The organism is Vibrio zhanjiangensis (assembly GCF_030161235.1).
Taxonomy (GTDB): domain Bacteria; phylum Pseudomonadota; class Gammaproteobacteria; order Enterobacterales; family Vibrionaceae; genus Vibrio; species Vibrio zhanjiangensis.
The window spans coordinates 40,140-55,701 of sequence record NZ_BSPW01000096.1; the positions used below are offsets into that span (position 1 = coordinate 40,140).

A 15,562-nucleotide genomic window follows, 5' to 3' on the forward strand; every position below is an offset into this window, starting at 1 on the left:
AGAGAGTAAATCAACTTTAATATTAGCTCGATATGAGTTTTATTGCTTATCTTTATTCGAGGGAAGAGCATTAGTAGTTAGAAAAGTATAATTCGACATCAATGCTTCAGCAGCTTCGACATCGATGGTCATTGTTTGATGAGCATTTTGTTTGGCCTGTCCTAATTCATATTGAATGACTGAGAGCTTTGCTTCTATTTCCAATTCCAGTTTAGTGATTTCATCCATTTTCGTTCCTATTCATGCCGGTAGTATTTGTAAGAGTCGCTGAGTAGTATCAAAAAACGCTCCGAAGCCCAACACGAGTGTGCTTAAATGCGAGTGTATAGTAATTTGCGTGTCAATAACCTGTAAGAGTCTCATTTTTATTACTTTAAAGACTCACGTTTATCTTGGCTGACAAGGGTTAAGGTAATGTTCAGTAATGCTAGGCCTGAAGTGACCAAGCTCCTGACTGACGATCCCCAAACTGTGCTCACAAGTACCGCCAGGGACTGCGAACATGCGATTCTGTGCGTAATCATACCTTAGGCCATGAGCGCCCCGTGAATACCCAAGTACCGATTTGGACAGCTTGGAAAATGCATCACTAAAACGTTTACCACCACTGAGGTCATAGTAGGACGTCAGCTTGACCCCACGGTCGATGACCGTTTTTGGTGTGGCAAGCCGCCGCCGCTCAAGCTCATCAGCCAGATCGTGCGGGACCATCACCGCACGCAATAGCCCTCCTTTGCCATTTACGACATACTTAACCCCGTCCAAGCCCTTGAACAGGTCATCTCGCCATTGTCTTCGTGTCGATGGAGCTTGTTCATCAAGCCTTCTCAGTGTCAGTAACTCCTGTGCTCGTAGGCCAGAACGGTAACACAGCTGAGTCGACAGCCTGGTATGAGGCTTTTGTCTGGCCATGATTTTTTCGACAGAACGCGGTGAATAGGCGCGGTTTGTCCATTGTCGCTCGGGTAAATGACTGGGTAATGTCAGCGTGATACCTGGCTTTTTAATGGCAAGCATTCGTTCTAACACGCGTTTTTCATTCTGTAATGTCCGTTTAGATACCGAGTCTTTGCGCTCATTTAACCACTGCTTTGCTTGCTTAGGTTTAAAATATTGAATGTCACGAACATTGAAGCGCTTTAATACCAAAAGCGCGGTATTCAAATGATGATGAAATGTTCTGACACTGCGAATCGCGTGTTTATTATCAGCCGTTTTACTTTCGCCCAAAGCGTTATAATGTTGATTGAAAAACGCCTTTATTTTGTATTTAACAATTTTTTCTTGTTTAGGTGTGAAAGGGGATAGCTTTTCCATTTTTTTAATGACCTAGAAATTGTGTTAGTAGCGCAATGGATCTTTTTGTAAATCATAAGCCACAGTTGTATTTCTCTTAGCGTACAGTCTTCTTCATGTCGAAGAAATAATACCTCATGCTTCATAAGTTCTAGCTTTGGATATAAGTTGTAACCAATCATCCAAGAATCATTCAATGATTTTTTATCTGCCTCAATCGTATGACCTTTCCATTTTTTTATATAGTGGTGTAAAGCGTTATGACTTATCTCTATGGGCGTAATTTTTGCCACAATTCTTGCGATGGAAGAAACAGAGTAGTCTTGTTGGTGCAATAGTAAGATCCAATCTCGATAAGGATCTAACTTGCTTTTATTGAGTTGACGAGCTTGACGCTGGATAATTTGGCTTTGCTGCCTCAATGTCGCCTGTTGTTTTTTTGAAAGAAAGTGAGTCATACTTTATACACAATAAAATAAGCAATTACAGGGTAACATCAATAAAAATCAGCGCTTATTGAGATCACCAAAATCTGCACCCATGATACTTTTGGATCAATCGCCTATGACATGCCTCAAAAGCCACCAAGCATCTACAGTTTGAAGCCTCCCTCAGGGCCAAATCTCAGTCGGCCCTGAGGGAGGTGAAATGGAAAAACAGAGAGAAAATAGCCAAGGTTGAGGCAATCAGCTAATAACACTGAGGCAAATCGTTTTTTATCTCTGTCAATAGGCATCCAGCATAAACAATAAAAGGCGATGTCATCGCCACCTTATTCAAACCTAATAGAAGAGGTTTGACCATGAAACAATGATTAATAGGATGAGGCAATTAATATTAATGGTTAAACCATCATTGATTTATGAATTGCCTTTATTAAATATAAACTGATTAATACTTGTTTAAGCTATTTTATTATTATTTTGTGATGTATTTCAATGAATATAATGAAATAAAAAGAAATTAAAAATGATTACCACAATTGTTATTTTTTGTCATCAATTAGACGGATTTAATTTTGTGTTTTTTTTGTTTCTTCTAATCCGTGACTTATTCGTTTTGTTTTTTAAACTGATGATGATTTGTCTTTTTGTTAGACAAAGTAAACGTAATCGATAAACAAATGAAGATAATAGGAAAAGACGATGGCAAGAGGTATTTTTACATTTGATGGCAATATAGGCCAAGCACCAGAAATCCGTTTTCAACCCGGTAATGAACGTTCTGAAGATCAACCAAGACCATTATTAAAACTGACCGTAAAATACGACAGACTCGTTAAGTCCAATCATCCAGATCGACTGTATGATGATAAAGGCGGTTTTTGGGTCAATGTGGATTATTGGAAAAAGAATGCTGAAGAAGTTGCCAAGTTATTAAAAAAGGGCATGCGAGTGCGAGTCGAAGGCGAGCTCAGAATCGACACATGGGAAGACAAAAATAACCCAGGCCAAATGCAATCAGGAATGGCGTTAACCGCTGAGTCCATCACCATTGTCCCATCACGAATTGAATCGATTGGAATGAAATCCAGTCAAGCGGCGAGTTCTCAGTCGGCGCCTATCGAACACTATAGCAACGCGATGATGGGGATTGACTGAACGTGAACGCATCCAAACGTTCACAGGTTGATGGTTGAGGTTTAACGGAGGGAATATGGCCAATATGAGCCGAGCCATTGTGTTGCTGCGCCAGCGACTCAAAGCCAGGCAAGAAGGAGACGCGGCCCAGCTGACCGCGTTGGATCAGGACATTGCGGCTTGCCAGCCCTATGTCTGGCAAGTTCAACAAGCCCTAAAATTCAACACTGACGGTATGACGTTATCCAAGGTCTATCCCTCTTGGGTTAAAGCACGCTTGAGGAGAATGACATGAGGCTGTATTTGTGTGAAAAGCCGTCTCAGGGAAGAGACATTGCAAGAGTGTTGGGGTGTCACGAGAAGCAGGAAGGCGCACTGAAAGGGCACAGGGAGATTGTAACCTGGGGCTTTGGGCACTTACTCGCACTCGCAGACCCTGATGAATACCACGAGTCGTTGGAGCAGTGGTCTCTTGATGATTTACCGATTTTGCCCTCTCCTTGGAAAATGGTGGTTGGAGAAGGGAAGGCCAAGCAAGTCAAAGTCATTGCGCGGTGGCTTAAGCAGGCAAATGAAGTGGTCATTGCAACGGATGCGGATCGGGAAGGTGAAGTCATTGCTAGGGAGCTCTTAGCGTTTTTGGGCTATCAAGGCCCTGTGCAACGGCTTTGGTTGAGCTCTCTAGATGAAGCGAGTGTGCGAAAAGCCTTAACGCATTTAAAACCGGATCAAGAAACCTGGCCTCTGTATCAGGCGGGGTTAGCGCGCTCGCGCTCGGATTGGTTATTGGGTATGAACCTTACTCGGTTGTGTACCCTAATTGGGCGCCTGCGGGGCTATCAAAGCGTCTTGTCCGTTGGGCGAGTTCAAACGCCAACGCTGCGTTTGGTGGTTGAACGAGATTTGGCTATCGCCCAATTTGTTTCTGCCCCGTTTTATCAGGTGAAAGCGCTCGTGCATCCCGCCTCGCCCTTTGTTATGCAGTGGCAAGTACCGGAAGACGCAAGTGACGAGCAAGGACGTTGTTTATCGAAAGCGCGTGCCCAAGCTGTGCTGTCACGATGTCAATCGCAAATGGGGGAGGTAATTGAAGCGCAGACAAAACGCGTTAAAGCGAAACACCCCGCGTTGTTTTATCTTGGCTCTTTGCAAAAAGCGATGTCGTCTCGTTATGGGTACAGCGCGAAAGCGGTCCTTGATGGTGCACAAGCGTTGTATGAAACCCATAAGCTTACCACATACCCGCGTACCGACTGTGCGTTCTTGCCTTGTACTCAACAAGGCGACATTGCGGCTATTTTTGATGCACTGCACACCCACAGTGACTGGAAGGAGTGGGTATCGATGGCGGACCCGACGATAAAAAGTGCTTGTTGGAACGATAAGAAAGTCGCACAAAGTTCTCACCATGCCATTGTTCCAACCCCAAAATCGGGGGATTTGTCTCGCCTATCTCCGATTGAGCGCGACCTCTATCAAGCCATTGTCCAGCGCTACCTCGCTCAGTTTTACCCTGTCGCCGAAGACGATGCGACCAGTGTCGTATTGGCGTGTATGGGCGAGCGTTTCAAAGCCAGTGGTAAGATTGAGCAAGTGAAGGGTTGGCGGGTGATCATGAAAGACAATGATCGAGATAAAGCAGAGGATAAGGAGGAGCAATCACTCCCCATGCTGACCGCTGGAATGACGATAGCCATGACCCAATTAGAGGTCGTCGATAAAAAAACGTCGCCGCCTTCGCACTACACTGAGGGCACATTGCTTGATGCGATGGCCAATATTGCTCGCAGTGACGCAGTCCCTCGGCAGTTTAAGGCGATTTTAAAAGAAACGGCAGGTCTTGGAACCGAAGCGACGCGCGCTGATGTGATAGAGAGCCTAAAGAATCGAGGCTTTATAGAGACGAAGGGGAAAACCTTGCTGAGCTCTGCATCAGGACAAGCGTTTATTGCTGCTCTGCCAAATGAAATAAGCAGTCCGATCATGACCGCACTTTGGGAGCAAGGCTTAGATAGCATTGAAAAAGGCCAGGGAACCTTGGATGCCTTTATGCATCAGCAAACCCAATTTGTGTCTACGTTAGTTGAGAAAATGAAAAACGGCACAATCAAGTTGAACCTGCCCAAAATAGAGCAGCCGACGATGCCATGTCCTGTATGTAAGAAAACCATGCGATTGATCCACGGTAAATCTCAGTTTTGGGCCTGCGAGGACAAAGACGTTTGTGGGTTGATCCTTGATCACGTGCGTGGGAATGTGGTGAAGCACCAGTCTTGCTCATGTGGCCAAGGCGTGTTGATTCGGCGGTCTGGAAAGAAGAAAGGGGGGCACTACTGGGGATGCAGTGCTTGGAAAAAAGGGTGTCAGCTTCGGTATTTTGACAACAAAGGTAAGGTAGGCGAGCGCATAGCAGAAAAGGCGCCGATGACTTCAAAGGAGGGAGTTTCATGAAAGTTAGGTTAACCGAACCTCAATGTCAGGGGTTATTGTCACTGTACTCTGAACGGGATTTTCCGATGAAGAGTCGTGAGGCGGTCAGGCTACGTCTGGTTGATGGCCTGAGTTATGAACAAGCAGAGCGATGCTCTGGCGTGAGCAAGCGCAACATTCACCGAGGAGCCAGAAAGCTCGAGCGAGCTCATAAAGTCATGATGGCGGTCTATGGTACACAGACGAATGGCCAAAGATGATGCCTAGAAAGATGGACGCTCATAAGTGTGGATAGCACGCGATCACATGAGCAAAAAAGCCATCATTTTCTCGCATTTTTGGCGTCAAACTACTTTACACCTATTGGTTTTTTGCTACCCTAAAAAGGCTTAAAACGTTCGTCACTCACGTTAAGTAGTGTCAAGCACACGGCTCTGCCTTAAATGCCTCTTGGAAGCGTGTCGCGGTCTGACTCAGTCAGATTGAAGAGATTAAACCCTTCTTTATTGAGAGAAGGAACACAGTAACGGTCTTACTGTGGTCAACACAACCATTACCCACGCGGGAAAATCATTTTCCGCAGGGAAGATAGTTTTTTCTCGCTTTTCATTTTTTGATTAAAGAGAGAAAAACGATGTCTACAAACACTACCCAACAACCCCAACGCCATTTTGATTTGCACACCAAAGGATTTGGTTATCTTAATCGTATCCGCAAAGTCATACCGCGTAAGGGTCAGCCATTTTGGGCGGTCGAAATCAATTGTCTTCATGGCAATGATGGAGAATCGACCCGCTTCGATTGCAATGTGGTTGGTCAAGAGGCCATTGCATTGTTCGAACAGCATCTGGCTGAGGTGAAGAAAGAAGATAACGTCATGGCCAGTGTGGTCATGGGCGATATCAATCTTCATTCGTTTATCTATACCAACGGTGATAAAGCCGGCGAAAAAGGTGCTTGCATCAAAGGCCGACTTTTAAAAGTGAAGTATCTGAAGGTTAATGACTCTGTGGTGTATACCTCAGAGCCGCCTAAGACACACGCTGCCTAAACACAACCTATCAGCCTGCCCCACTTGTTGGGGCAGCGCCTTCACCCTCGCGGGAAGTTCATTTCCGCTGGGGAATGCTTTCTCGCTTGCGATCACATCAATGAAAGAGAAAGATAATGAACGACACGATTCAAAGCGCACTGCGACAGCTTGTCATCTACTCGCCTAAACATGCGACTCATTACGATTTGTCCACTCAAACGTATTGGTCAACGAAGGAGGATCAAGTGCGTTGGTATTGCTTGACGAGTAAACAGTGGTTAGACGGAGATTTAACCTGTGAACAGGTTAAAGATGATGAAAACCCAAACAACTCAATGCTCGACATTGAGAACATTTGGCATCACAACTTTGCGACACTGTCTATGCAAGCTTGCTCTTGCGGATCACCAAAAATGGCAATCACCATCAATGGCATTTTTGCAGGATCTGGTGAGCAAAAAGACGGCGGCTTTCTTGAATGCCACCGATGCGGTGTCAATGCGGAGGTCACATGCCTTGAGGCCTTTGAAAAAAGCGGACTGTTGCCTGAGCTTGAAAAAACGATGATGACATTAATGTCGATGTCTCAGTGTTTCAAGCGTTCTGGTTTTTAGGTTTAAGCGCTTTCACTACCCTTGCGGGATAACCTCGCATGGGCGGGTGTTTTCTCGCTTTTAACGACGACTTAACGTAATTGATTGAGGAGAAAACATCATGCAAAAACCTTTGAGTACAGAGCAGCAAAAGGTGATGGTTGAGCGGTGTCAGGTGTTGTTCCTGTACTATAGTGTGGTAGGCCGGAATCGTCTCGATGCTTATATGGCATGGGATGCAAGGAAGGCTGAGCACATGCTCAATACATTGTATGAGTTAGTCCAAACTTGGCCAGAACGTTACCCTGAAATGAAGTACGTGTTTATGGCTGAGGCGAGTAGGCTCAGTCTTTGGCATGATTACTTTATGAAGAAAGTGCAGGCTGAGATGAAGTCTCAGGAAGAGCCGAAGACGCAACAAGCTACCCAGACCTCATTGTGGGGGCGTGTTCAGCAGGTATTCACGCGAGATGCATCACATTCACAGGAAGGTATGCCGGTGACTTTGCTTCCCAATAAGGAGGCATAATGTTCTGCGCTGACACTCCAGAGCGGATTGCCATCGGTGCTCGTGTGTGCACACAAGATCGGCATTCACAGGCGAAGAAGGAAATCGATATCATGATCCCTGATACGCTGTTGGATAACGAATATTTTGGTGAACGTATCGCACTCAATGTGGTGGGGATGGTACTGAACCAAATGGGCTTAAATCGAGCCTTTTATATTAAGGAATGGGTACTCAAGCCGATGGCTTGATATCCCGAACCATTGAACCTTCAAACCCTGCCCATGTTAGGCAGAAGGAGACAATGACAACAGGGACCTCAGTTGGACCCTACTGCGCTCGCTCAGCGATGAATACAGAGCACAAAGTGAGTCAGCTCGTCTGTACTCACTTTTCTTAAGACAGTCACAGAGTGATTAAGAACCACTCAATATTCCCACTAAGGTGCAACCTATTCCTTAGTGGGATAGTGTTGCCTCATTACTAAAGGTAAAGGTTATGAACAACACTCTCACTATTGAAGATGGCATCGGAAACACGGTTTATGTGCCTGACTTTATTCGTGAAAATGTACTTAATCTGGAAGGACATAAGTACACCACTGAATGCCCAGAATGTGGCGCAACGGCTATCGAAAAAGATTACGACAGGAATGATGGGGGCTGCATCAACAGCTATTACTCGATAAGTTGTACTGCCTGTGATTATCATGATTGTGATGATGACTTTTGTGGTACATGTGAAGCCGTTTTTGATGCAGAGTTTGGTCGAAACGATCAACTCTTTGAGATGGCTGGTAAAGTGGATTTGATGCTTGACCATCTTGTTGACACGTTAGCGACCCAAAAACATGTCAAAGCGTCAGTGATAACAGAGATGAAACTGATGTTGTTATCAGACTCTGAGTTGCCAGCGCTCTTTAATCTGATTTATGTCCCACGGGGCGTGAGTAATCGACGACACATTCAAAGGCAGTTACTGGATGCGAAGTTTAACCGGAATTTGGAGGAAAAAATCAACCAAGCGAAGAACGAAATATAAATACTGAATCATCATTCAGTGATCAAACCACGACCACTAGGGTAAGCCATTCCCTAGTGGAGTGGTTTACCTCTCAAAGAGAGGAAACAATATGGATACGAAAATACAAAGCGAAAGCGAATATCAGAAATTATTAAAGCAACTTGTGGATACCTATAGCCACCCTTTGTTCGGTGATATCCCTGTTCGGGGTAGTTTTGAAGAGGATGAAAAGTGCTTTTCTTCTATTGAGAAAAAACCAGATGAATGGGACGAGTTAAGAGGTTCTTATATGGGGAAAGTAGGAGAACGGTGTCATGATCGAAGTTCAATTTTGGTCTGAACGTAAAAACGCTTACTTTTGCCAATGGGATGGATTTAGTGGTTACTTAACTGAAGAAGACTTAGATTTTGAAGAGAAGTACGGTGACGAAGTTATTTAGAACTGTGCAGCATAGAGAATGATTGACTTTAATGCCCCGTTATTCGGGGCATTGTTATTTTATCTTCAGAGTCTTGGTTTTATTAAGTCACCCCATCGCAATTATAATGGCGTCTCCATGTGGACATTTATTATTAAAAAGTCTATATTTGGAATGCGAGGAGTAAGAGAGATGAGTACAAGTATGCCAGCAGTCAATGCTTATGATGCAGTATCAAAAAAGAAAATGGCACAGGTGGGTTTTAAAGCCGCAGTGAACATTATGGATAACTGGGGGTGTAGCTCAGGCGAGATACAAAAAGTATTACGTATAAAAAAATCAACGTTTCATAAATACAAATCGAATCCAGAGAGCATCAGTTTGGATGATGACCAACTTGAAAGGTTGAGTTATATCGCCAACATTCACAGTAGTTTGCGGATTGTGTTTGACAACCCTGAAAATGTTCGAGGTTTTATGACGATGAATAACGGCAATGCCTTCTTTAATGGAAGAACGCCGCTATCTATCATCAGCAGTGGCAAATTCTCAGATTTGTATGAAGTATTTTGTCGTGTCGATGCACTTCGGTCAGGACAATGGGGATAGACAGTGAGTGAGACCCAAAGTTATAGGTTGATTGCATCCAAATATCCGCCGATAAACTTGTTTGATGACGTGGTTGATCCTGAGGATTTTGAAATCATGTATCAACTTCAAGCGCTAACCAACCCTCGGATACAAGACGAAGCAGGGAATGTGTCACTCATTAAGCCAGAAGAGATCCCTTACCATTGTAAGCGAGGTCGAAGCTATGCGGTGGCGGCGTTCACCCACATTAACCGCGATGGCTCTCGGTTTGCGGATGGGAGTTTCGGAATGCTCTACACAGGGGATACCGAGATGACCGCGATCAAGGAAGTGGAATATCATCAACATCGTTGTTGGTCAAAGGTTGAAGGTCTTCACTATGACCGACTGGTGTTTCGAGCACTTCGAGTGACTTTTGATGCGACTCACCTGTTCGATGCGCTTGATAAACCCATGGACGATCCTATCTACGATGCAGAGTGTTACACCGCTGGCCAAGCGCTGGGACGTCGTGTTCGAAACGATGAAACGCTGAATGGGATTGTTTACCGCTCTGTGCGTCATGAAGGGGGTATCTGTTGGGCACTCTCTACTCCCAAAGTTGTCAGTGATGTGGTCCAGTGTTATCACTTGGAAATGATATGGGATGGCCATCAAATCAGCCATATTGAAAAAATTACCACACTCACCGATTAAACCTGAGATTCCCTTACTCTTCTCGCCCCTTATTAGGGGCTTTTTTATGTTCACAATAAATAACCTATTGCCTACCACAAAATACTCCTATTGTCACGAAACAGCAGCGCTTAAATTCATACGAAATTAGACCCTCCTATTTTCCCCAGCTTTTGTCTTCCTTGGTATCGTTTCTGCCAAGCGTGGTTCTGTCCTAGTTGAGAGAGGGCCCATGTTGAATGTAAACGAGATAACTCAAGGAGAATGTCATGAAACCCTCCCAAATGGTGGTTGGGGTACTGTTGTTGTCAGGGTGTGCGCATGAGCCACCGCCTGTCACACCGATACCAATATCGATGCCGCCATCGAATTTACGTGTGGCGCCCGAACTGACCGACAAACCTGTGGTTCAAACGAGTCGTTACACGTTAGCCAACCCCGCTTCAGGGGCAGCATTGGTTGATATTTTGAATGTCCCTGTGGAAGTGCGTATTCCCAAAGTGGGTCCGATGAACATCGGTGATGGCCTGAACTTTTTGCTCAATGGCAGTGGTATGGCACTGCGCACGCCGACCTCTTATGGTGAAGCGCAGCGTTATCGTCAACCCTTACCCCTCGCTCACACCAATATGGGCACCATGCCTTTGCGTGAAGCGTTGCAAGTGATAGGTGGTGAAGCGTTTGAATTGGAAGAAGACGTGGTGAAAAGGGAAGTGGGCCTTCGCTTGAAAGCTGGCTACCACTGGGATGCCCCCACACCAACGCAGGCGGTGACGGTGTCACAATTTGATTCTGTGCAACGCCCTGCATCTCTAGGCGCTTTGGGTGCCGCGTCTTCAGGCGAATCGTTAATCGACACGCTTTATGGCCAGTCTGCTCGAAAAGACACCAAAGGTAAGAGTTCAACGAAACCTTCCAAAGCGAAGAAGCCAAAGACCGTTTTCAAGCTTGCGAAAGGCGAGCGCTATAGAGAGGCAGTGATGCGATGGGCGAGACAAGACGGCTATAAACAAGTGGCCTTGGCGCAAGACCCCGCATTTTTACAAGCACTGGATGCCTTGTCGCCACAAAGCTGGACGGTCACAGGCAGTCTTGCCCAATCTGTTGCAAGGCTCAGCGCAGAAGTCTCTGAGTTACGAACGCTCTCGGTTGACCAGCGTCCGTCTCTGAAATTGGCAGGGTTTCATCCTTGGTCCAATCAGCGTACGACGACAACCGTCGTAGAAGGGACTTCACTCAAAGATGCCACGCATCGTTTGGTGAAAGATTACGGTTGGCAGTGGGACGACGCTCATTCATGGCAAGCCGACGATTTACCCTTTACGGGCGCCTACCCCATCGTGACCCCGAAATACGACATCACTCAGGCCTTGGCCGTCGTCCTTGCACAATACCCGCTTAAAGCGCAAAAGCTCGATGCGACTCAAACCATTTACATTCGTGAGGCGAATCAATGATACGACATACCATCCTTTGGGCGACCTTGGCTCTGGCTTTATTGGGCTGTGAAACCATGGGGTTCAACGAAGCAAAAAAGCGTAATGACGAGTCCTCGGCTGTGCTCAGCCGAATTGAAACCTATCGTGGGCCCAATCTGAGCAAAGTGGTGTCCATTGAGCAGCCTCCGGTCAATTTGACGCCCATTCGACCGGAAACACAGACGCAATATTTACAACATCGGGTCAAAATAAGAGCCGAACTACCCTTATCCATGGTGTTAACGGATGCGCTCAGTGCCACCGGTATCGACGTCTGGTACGGCGACGGTGTGAGTCCCGAAATGGCGGTGAATATCGACCATGAAGGCACATTGTTAGGCTTACTGAATAAGCTTGAGCGTCAGTTAGATCTTGGGTTCACCCCAAGCGGGAAGACATTAAAAGTGGAGCAATACGTTTCCCGCACGTTTGAGTTGGTGCTTCCTCCAGGGCTGTTGAGTGACCAAATTGGTGGTGCAGACCAAAGCAGTAACAGTGATGAAGAAGGCTCGGCACGAGTCGATGGCCAGTTTGTCACCCTATCAAGCAGTGATGTGGATGTGTTTAGCGAAGTCGCCGAAGGTGTTCGAGGCTTACTCGCACTTGATGCCCAAAATGGTAAAGGGACGAATGATAAGGCCCTGATGGGCAGTGTACGCTCTGTGCCTTCCTTGAGCCGTTTAGTGGTTCGCACAACCCCTGCTCGAATGAAAGAGGTGGCGGACTTTGTTGAGCAGTCGAAAGCCGCGTTAACAAGACAAGTGGCCCTTGATATTCAAGTGCTGGAATTTCGCTCTAACCTTGGTCACAACCGTGGTATCAACTGGGATTTGGTGCGGGAAATGGGCAGTGGCGGCAGTCTCAGCTTCTTTGTGCCAGGAACCGACCTGATTTCTAATGGGGTCAGCCCAGGTCTTGCCTTCACCGGTGGCGGAAAATGGGACGGCAGTAGTGCCCTAATTAATGCGCTAAACCAGCAAGGGCAGGTATCAACGGAAACGCCAATCACTATCTTGGTTCAAAACCATCAGACTAACCACATTACTCAAGGTCGCACGATTGAATTTCTTGAAAACCTCAGCTCTGATTCAAGCGAAGGCGTTGTCAGCACTGAGACTGAACGGGGGAAACGCCGCGAAGGCGTGGACTTTATCGTGGTGCCTAACATTCAATCCGATCATGTTTATCTTCGCACCTCAGGGATGTTGACCAAAATCGAATCGCTAGAACGTCAGCAAGTCGCGGGTGAACTCTTAATTTTCCCTCAAATGCGCGAAGCCAAGATCAACTTTGCCAACAAACTCAAATATGGGCAGACCATTATCATTGCTTCTGTGTCTCAGCAAGAATCCCAAACGGAAGGCAATTCGTTCATGGGTATCCCTTTATTAGGTAACACCAGTGCGGTGAAACAACGCGTTGATACCCTAGTGCTTCTAACGCCTAGGAGGGCTGACGGATGAGCCAGGTAGCGATCAAGGTAGCGGTCTTGCCTCACCAAGGCAACATCTTTCGTACCAGACGGCGCCTAGAAAAAGCGCACCCTGCACGATATCGCAAAGTGGTGGTGAGAGGTGACTACGTGTGCCTATACACCAGTGATGTGCCTGCGGTAGCCATCAGTGAAGGGTGGGTCGAGTGGTTGATAAGTCAGAGCCGCTCACTGGAGAGTGTTGCGCTCTTTATTGAAGACGCAGAGAAGCTCTTACTTGTCATGGTCGAGCAGGGTGTGGTGAGTGACATTTGTTACCTCCCTAGAGAGGAATGGGTGAGCGTCACCGCAATACAAACCTTATGGATTGGCGAAAGTGCCCCCGTGGGTTTCGAGGGGGATGTGTTTGATGACGTCATCGTCACAGGTCCCTCTCTCAGTAGAGTGACCCGTTTTCCGCTGATTGGCGCGGGGCTTGGCCTTATGTGTATCGGTACTTGGTTGGCATGGAGCCAAATGAGTTCAGAGCCGACACCGCCGACAACCGCCGTTCAAACCGACCCGTTTGAGCATTATCGGCAGCGTATGGCGCAAGGGGTATCGGCGCATCAAACTCTCAGCGCATTGTCGACACTGTGGAGCCTGGCGCACTCTCTGCCCTCTGGTTGGCACGCCGAAAAGATAGTGGGCGAAGGCCATACCGTCACACTCCAGTTTATTCGTACGCCCGCAGGTTTCATGCAGGGTATGACGCTCTGGGCAGCGCAATATTCAGAGTGGGCCCGCTATCTCTCGTTTGATATGCAAGGCGGGAAAATTCAGCTGACATTGACGCCGGATTTAACACCGTGGGTGCATCAAACGGTGACGCCAAGCCAGTCTCAAGCTTGGTTGTCTGATTGGCTGATTTTAGCAGGGGTATCGGCAGCCTCGACGCAGAAATCCGATGACAGTGCCAGTATCACACTCGACATCGATACGCTCAGCCCGAGTCAATGGGTGGTCATCGCCCAGCTTTCTCAAGCACTGCCCGCGCTGGTTGAGCGCTTCAGCTTCTCGATGGGGGAAGCCGGCGCCTTGTCTGGCCCTTTAACGATAACGTTATATGGAGAATCACTATGAACAAAAAAGTGTTGGTCACAACCGTCATCGCAGGGGCACTGACAGTAGGCATCGTCGTCAATTTATTGATGCCAAGTCCGCCCTCGAAGTTAAATCAAGTGACTCAATCCCAAGAGCCGAAATCAGACGTTTCAGAAGTCACCTTTAGTGCAGCGGTGTCTATCGCTCCGCCGCCAACGCCCGTGACGCTACCCCCATTGCCTGATGACATTCAGGTGTATTTGGATAAAGCCAAAATCTTGTCTGAGGTGAAACAAGAGGCTGAGCTTGCCGAAGCAAAAGCCAGGGTGAGGCGGGCCGACCAAGAAGGTCGTGATGAGGTAGGAAACTCACTTGGGCTCGCGGCGCTGCCAAAAGCCAAACGAGCGATGCCAGTGGCAGCAGCGACAGAGTCACAACCCGCTGCATTGCAAGTGCGTGGCATTACTCAAAAAGGCCAATCCAAGGTGGCCAGAGTGTGGTTTAGGCAGCAGTGGCATACCGTCAAAAAAGGTCAGCGATTTGGGCCTTATACCGTGACGCGTATTCAAGATAATCAGCTCACGGTGCGCAGTGAGCAAGGCTCTGAAACGTTCACGGTGGGAGGGTGAAAGCAATGGATGAAGACTTAATGGTCATGCCGGACGCAACCTTGATGGCCTTGTGTCTTGAAGATGGCCACACGGTTGTCGATAGCCAAGGCATCATACATGTAGACGATGCTCAACACGCGCCAAAGCTGAATGTCATCAAGGCCTACGTACGAAATCAGCCAACACATGAAGGACGGGCGCCCGTGGTCAAAAAATCAGACCCTGCGCTCGTGCAGCGTTTGCTTGAAATGGCGCCCTCTATTTCGTCAAAACAGTCGGAAGAGGCCGACCAGTCTCAGATGGCTGAAAAACTGACCGCACTGTGCCAAGCGGCGGTCAATGCCAAAGCCTCTGATATCCACATCGAAGTGGTGCGGCAGGAGACGCGTATCTTGCTTCGTGTGGATGGGAAGCGTCGACAGCTTGATAAGTTGGCCAATGGAGAAAGCGCCCGTTTGCAAAGCGATAAATTGGGTAAGCAATTGGCCCGTTATGCGCTGCAGATGAAGGGCAATCACAACTACACCGAACGGACACCGCTGAACGATCGTTTTGAATTGACCTTAACGTGCGATGGACACGGTGAGAAAGTAGAGCGCGTGGATAAGCGGGTTGAGTGGCGGGTTGCGTTGATGCCACTCGATAGGGGGATCAAAGTGGTGCTGCGCTGCTTGACGCCCCTTGGCGCGCCACTGACCTTCGATGCCATGGATTTGCTCCCCACACAACGAGACTTGTTTATGAGTTGGGGTATTGCGCCCAATTCACCGATAAGTTCCACCTAATCCTATTTCATCAATATTTTCATAT

21 protein-coding genes are annotated in these 15,562 nt (G+C 47.2%); 18 read left to right on the top strand and 3 right to left on the bottom strand.

What is annotated here, in order from left to right; genetic code table 11:
* Window positions 1-39 precede the first annotated feature (39 nt).
* The 3 genes from QQK21_RS20550 to QQK21_RS20560 all read right to left on the bottom strand — a co-directional run bounded on the left by QQK21_RS20550 (window position 40) and on the right by QQK21_RS20560 (window position 1,754).
* On the bottom strand, window positions 40-228 hold the full coding sequence (locus tag QQK21_RS20550; RefSeq protein WP_284194037.1) for a hypothetical protein: 189 nt from the start codon (window positions 226-228) through the stop codon (window positions 40-42).
* A gap of 159 nt (window positions 229-387) precedes the next feature.
* The gene (locus QQK21_RS20555) at window positions 388-1,317 is read right to left on the bottom strand and encodes an integrase domain-containing protein (RefSeq protein WP_284194038.1); all 930 of its coding nucleotides are present in this window, start codon (window positions 1,315-1,317) and stop codon (window positions 388-390) included.
* A complete protein-coding gene (locus tag QQK21_RS20560) occupies window positions 1,260-1,754 on the bottom strand; it encodes a hypothetical protein (RefSeq protein WP_284194039.1) in 495 nt (164 codons plus the stop codon). Before QQK21_RS20560 ends, QQK21_RS20555 begins: the two co-directional genes overlap by 58 nt.
* A 687-nt stretch (window positions 1,755-2,441) precedes the next feature.
* On the opposite strand from QQK21_RS20560, the gene QQK21_RS20565 reads away from it, so the two are divergent.
* The 18 genes from QQK21_RS20565 to QQK21_RS20650 all read left to right on the top strand — a co-directional run bounded on the left by QQK21_RS20565 (window position 2,442) and on the right by QQK21_RS20650 (window position 15,537).
* Window positions 2,442-2,897: a single-stranded DNA-binding protein gene (locus QQK21_RS20565; RefSeq protein ID WP_284194040.1), complete on the top strand. Its 456-nt coding sequence runs from the start codon at window positions 2,442-2,444 to the stop codon at window positions 2,895-2,897.
* Between the two features lie 55 nt (window positions 2,898-2,952).
* Window positions 2,953-3,171 (top strand): hypothetical protein, encoded by a 219-nt coding sequence (locus tag QQK21_RS20570; protein ID WP_284194041.1) that lies wholly within the window; start codon window positions 2,953-2,955, stop codon window positions 3,169-3,171.
* The gene (locus QQK21_RS20575) at window positions 3,168-5,327 is read left to right on the top strand and encodes a DNA topoisomerase III (RefSeq protein ID WP_284194042.1); all 2,160 of its coding nucleotides are present in this window, start codon (window positions 3,168-3,170) and stop codon (window positions 5,325-5,327) included. The genes QQK21_RS20570 and QQK21_RS20575 overlap by 4 nt, the downstream gene beginning before the upstream one ends.
* Window positions 5,324-5,566 carry a hypothetical protein gene (locus QQK21_RS20580; RefSeq protein ID WP_284194043.1) on the top strand — a complete coding sequence of 81 codons (243 nt, stop codon included), beginning with the start codon at window positions 5,324-5,326 and terminating at the stop codon, window positions 5,564-5,566. The genes QQK21_RS20575 and QQK21_RS20580 overlap by 4 nt, the downstream gene beginning before the upstream one ends.
* Window positions 5,567-5,940: 374 nt before the next feature.
* Window positions 5,941-6,357, top strand: coding sequence for a DUF3577 domain-containing protein (locus QQK21_RS20585; protein ID WP_284194044.1), 417 nt, complete (start codon window positions 5,941-5,943; stop codon window positions 6,355-6,357).
* A gap of 116 nt (window positions 6,358-6,473) precedes the next feature.
* Entirely contained in the window at window positions 6,474-6,953 is a 480-nt protein-coding gene (locus tag QQK21_RS20590; protein WP_284194045.1) for a hypothetical protein, read from the top strand.
* A 100-nt stretch (window positions 6,954-7,053) separates the two neighbouring features.
* The gene (locus QQK21_RS20595; RefSeq protein WP_284194046.1) at window positions 7,054-7,461 is read left to right on the top strand and encodes a hypothetical protein; all 408 of its coding nucleotides are present in this window, start codon (window positions 7,054-7,056) and stop codon (window positions 7,459-7,461) included.
* The gene (locus tag QQK21_RS20600; RefSeq protein ID WP_284194047.1) at window positions 7,461-7,691 is read left to right on the top strand and encodes a hypothetical protein; all 231 of its coding nucleotides are present in this window, start codon (window positions 7,461-7,463) and stop codon (window positions 7,689-7,691) included. The genes QQK21_RS20595 and QQK21_RS20600 overlap by 1 nt, the downstream gene beginning before the upstream one ends.
* Window positions 7,692-7,938: 247 nt before the next feature.
* On the top strand, window positions 7,939-8,481 hold the full coding sequence (locus QQK21_RS20605; protein WP_284194048.1) for a hypothetical protein: 543 nt from the start codon (window positions 7,939-7,941) through the stop codon (window positions 8,479-8,481).
* Between the two features lie 91 nt (window positions 8,482-8,572).
* On the top strand, window positions 8,573-8,803 hold the full coding sequence (locus QQK21_RS20610; protein ID WP_284194049.1) for a hypothetical protein: 231 nt from the start codon (window positions 8,573-8,575) through the stop codon (window positions 8,801-8,803).
* Window positions 8,778-8,903, top strand: coding sequence for a hypothetical protein (locus tag QQK21_RS20615; RefSeq protein WP_284194050.1), 126 nt, complete (start codon window positions 8,778-8,780; stop codon window positions 8,901-8,903). Before QQK21_RS20610 ends, QQK21_RS20615 begins: the two co-directional genes overlap by 26 nt.
* A 171-nt stretch (window positions 8,904-9,074) precedes the next feature.
* Window positions 9,075-9,491, top strand: a complete 417-nt coding sequence (locus QQK21_RS20620) for an MbcA/ParS/Xre antitoxin family protein (RefSeq protein WP_284194051.1) — start codon at window positions 9,075-9,077, stop codon at window positions 9,489-9,491.
* Between the two features lie 3 nt (window positions 9,492-9,494).
* Complete coding sequence (locus QQK21_RS20625; protein ID WP_284194052.1) at window positions 9,495-10,169, top strand: RES family NAD+ phosphorylase; 675 nt, start codon at window positions 9,495-9,497, stop codon at window positions 10,167-10,169.
* Between the two features lie 248 nt (window positions 10,170-10,417).
* Window positions 10,418-11,605: a PFGI-1 class ICE element type IV pilus protein PilL2 gene (gene pilL2, locus QQK21_RS20630; protein ID WP_284194053.1), complete on the top strand. Its 1,188-nt coding sequence runs from the start codon at window positions 10,418-10,420 to the stop codon at window positions 11,603-11,605.
* Complete coding sequence (locus QQK21_RS20635; protein WP_284194054.1) at window positions 11,602-13,089, top strand: type II secretion system protein GspD; 1,488 nt, start codon at window positions 11,602-11,604, stop codon at window positions 13,087-13,089. The genes pilL2 and QQK21_RS20635 overlap by 4 nt, the downstream gene beginning before the upstream one ends.
* Window positions 13,086-14,180, top strand: a complete 1,095-nt coding sequence (locus QQK21_RS20640; protein ID WP_284194055.1) for a hypothetical protein — start codon at window positions 13,086-13,088, stop codon at window positions 14,178-14,180. Before QQK21_RS20635 ends, QQK21_RS20640 begins: the two co-directional genes overlap by 4 nt.
* Window positions 14,177-14,770 (top strand): hypothetical protein, encoded by a 594-nt coding sequence (locus QQK21_RS20645; RefSeq protein WP_284194056.1) that lies wholly within the window; start codon window positions 14,177-14,179, stop codon window positions 14,768-14,770. The genes QQK21_RS20640 and QQK21_RS20645 overlap by 4 nt, the downstream gene beginning before the upstream one ends.
* A 5-nt stretch (window positions 14,771-14,775) precedes the next feature.
* Window positions 14,776-15,537: an ATPase, T2SS/T4P/T4SS family gene (locus QQK21_RS20650; RefSeq protein WP_284194057.1), complete on the top strand. Its 762-nt coding sequence runs from the start codon at window positions 14,776-14,778 to the stop codon at window positions 15,535-15,537.
* Window positions 15,538-15,562: the final 25 nt, after the last annotated feature.

What these genes read in the sequence shown, in the direction of transcription:
- QQK21_RS20550 (WP_284194037.1), bottom strand. Translation starts at nt 228, where the DNA reads ATGGATGAAATCACTAAACTGGAATTGGAAATAGAAGCAAAGCTCTCA.
- QQK21_RS20555 (WP_284194038.1), bottom strand. Translation starts at nt 1,317, where the DNA reads ATGGAAAAGCTATCCCCTTTCACACCTAAACAAGAAAAAATTGTTAAA.
- QQK21_RS20560 (WP_284194039.1), bottom strand. Translation starts at nt 1,754, where the DNA reads ATGACTCACTTTCTTTCAAAAAAACAACAGGCGACATTGAGGCAGCAA.
- QQK21_RS20565 (WP_284194040.1), top strand. Translation starts at nt 2,442, where the DNA reads ATGGCAAGAGGTATTTTTACATTTGATGGCAATATAGGCCAAGCACCA.
- QQK21_RS20570 (WP_284194041.1), top strand. Translation starts at nt 2,953, where the DNA reads ATGGCCAATATGAGCCGAGCCATTGTGTTGCTGCGCCAGCGACTCAAA.
- QQK21_RS20575 (WP_284194042.1), top strand. Translation starts at nt 3,168, where the DNA reads ATGAGGCTGTATTTGTGTGAAAAGCCGTCTCAGGGAAGAGACATTGCA.
- QQK21_RS20580 (WP_284194043.1), top strand. Translation starts at nt 5,324, where the DNA reads ATGAAAGTTAGGTTAACCGAACCTCAATGTCAGGGGTTATTGTCACTG.
- QQK21_RS20585 (WP_284194044.1), top strand. Translation starts at nt 5,941, where the DNA reads ATGTCTACAAACACTACCCAACAACCCCAACGCCATTTTGATTTGCAC.
- QQK21_RS20590 (WP_284194045.1), top strand. Translation starts at nt 6,474, where the DNA reads ATGAACGACACGATTCAAAGCGCACTGCGACAGCTTGTCATCTACTCG.
- QQK21_RS20595 (WP_284194046.1), top strand. Translation starts at nt 7,054, where the DNA reads ATGCAAAAACCTTTGAGTACAGAGCAGCAAAAGGTGATGGTTGAGCGG.
- QQK21_RS20600 (WP_284194047.1), top strand. Translation starts at nt 7,461, where the DNA reads ATGTTCTGCGCTGACACTCCAGAGCGGATTGCCATCGGTGCTCGTGTG.
- QQK21_RS20605 (WP_284194048.1), top strand. Translation starts at nt 7,939, where the DNA reads ATGAACAACACTCTCACTATTGAAGATGGCATCGGAAACACGGTTTAT.
- QQK21_RS20610 (WP_284194049.1), top strand. Translation starts at nt 8,573, where the DNA reads ATGGATACGAAAATACAAAGCGAAAGCGAATATCAGAAATTATTAAAG.
- QQK21_RS20615 (WP_284194050.1), top strand. Translation starts at nt 8,778, where the DNA reads ATGATCGAAGTTCAATTTTGGTCTGAACGTAAAAACGCTTACTTTTGC.
- QQK21_RS20620 (WP_284194051.1), top strand. Translation starts at nt 9,075, where the DNA reads ATGAGTACAAGTATGCCAGCAGTCAATGCTTATGATGCAGTATCAAAA.
- pilL2 (WP_284194053.1), top strand. Translation starts at nt 10,418, where the DNA reads ATGAAACCCTCCCAAATGGTGGTTGGGGTACTGTTGTTGTCAGGGTGT.
- QQK21_RS20635 (WP_284194054.1), top strand. Translation starts at nt 11,602, where the DNA reads ATGATACGACATACCATCCTTTGGGCGACCTTGGCTCTGGCTTTATTG.
- QQK21_RS20640 (WP_284194055.1), top strand. Translation starts at nt 13,086, where the DNA reads ATGAGCCAGGTAGCGATCAAGGTAGCGGTCTTGCCTCACCAAGGCAAC.
- QQK21_RS20645 (WP_284194056.1), top strand. Translation starts at nt 14,177, where the DNA reads ATGAACAAAAAAGTGTTGGTCACAACCGTCATCGCAGGGGCACTGACA.
- QQK21_RS20650 (WP_284194057.1), top strand. Translation starts at nt 14,776, where the DNA reads ATGGATGAAGACTTAATGGTCATGCCGGACGCAACCTTGATGGCCTTG.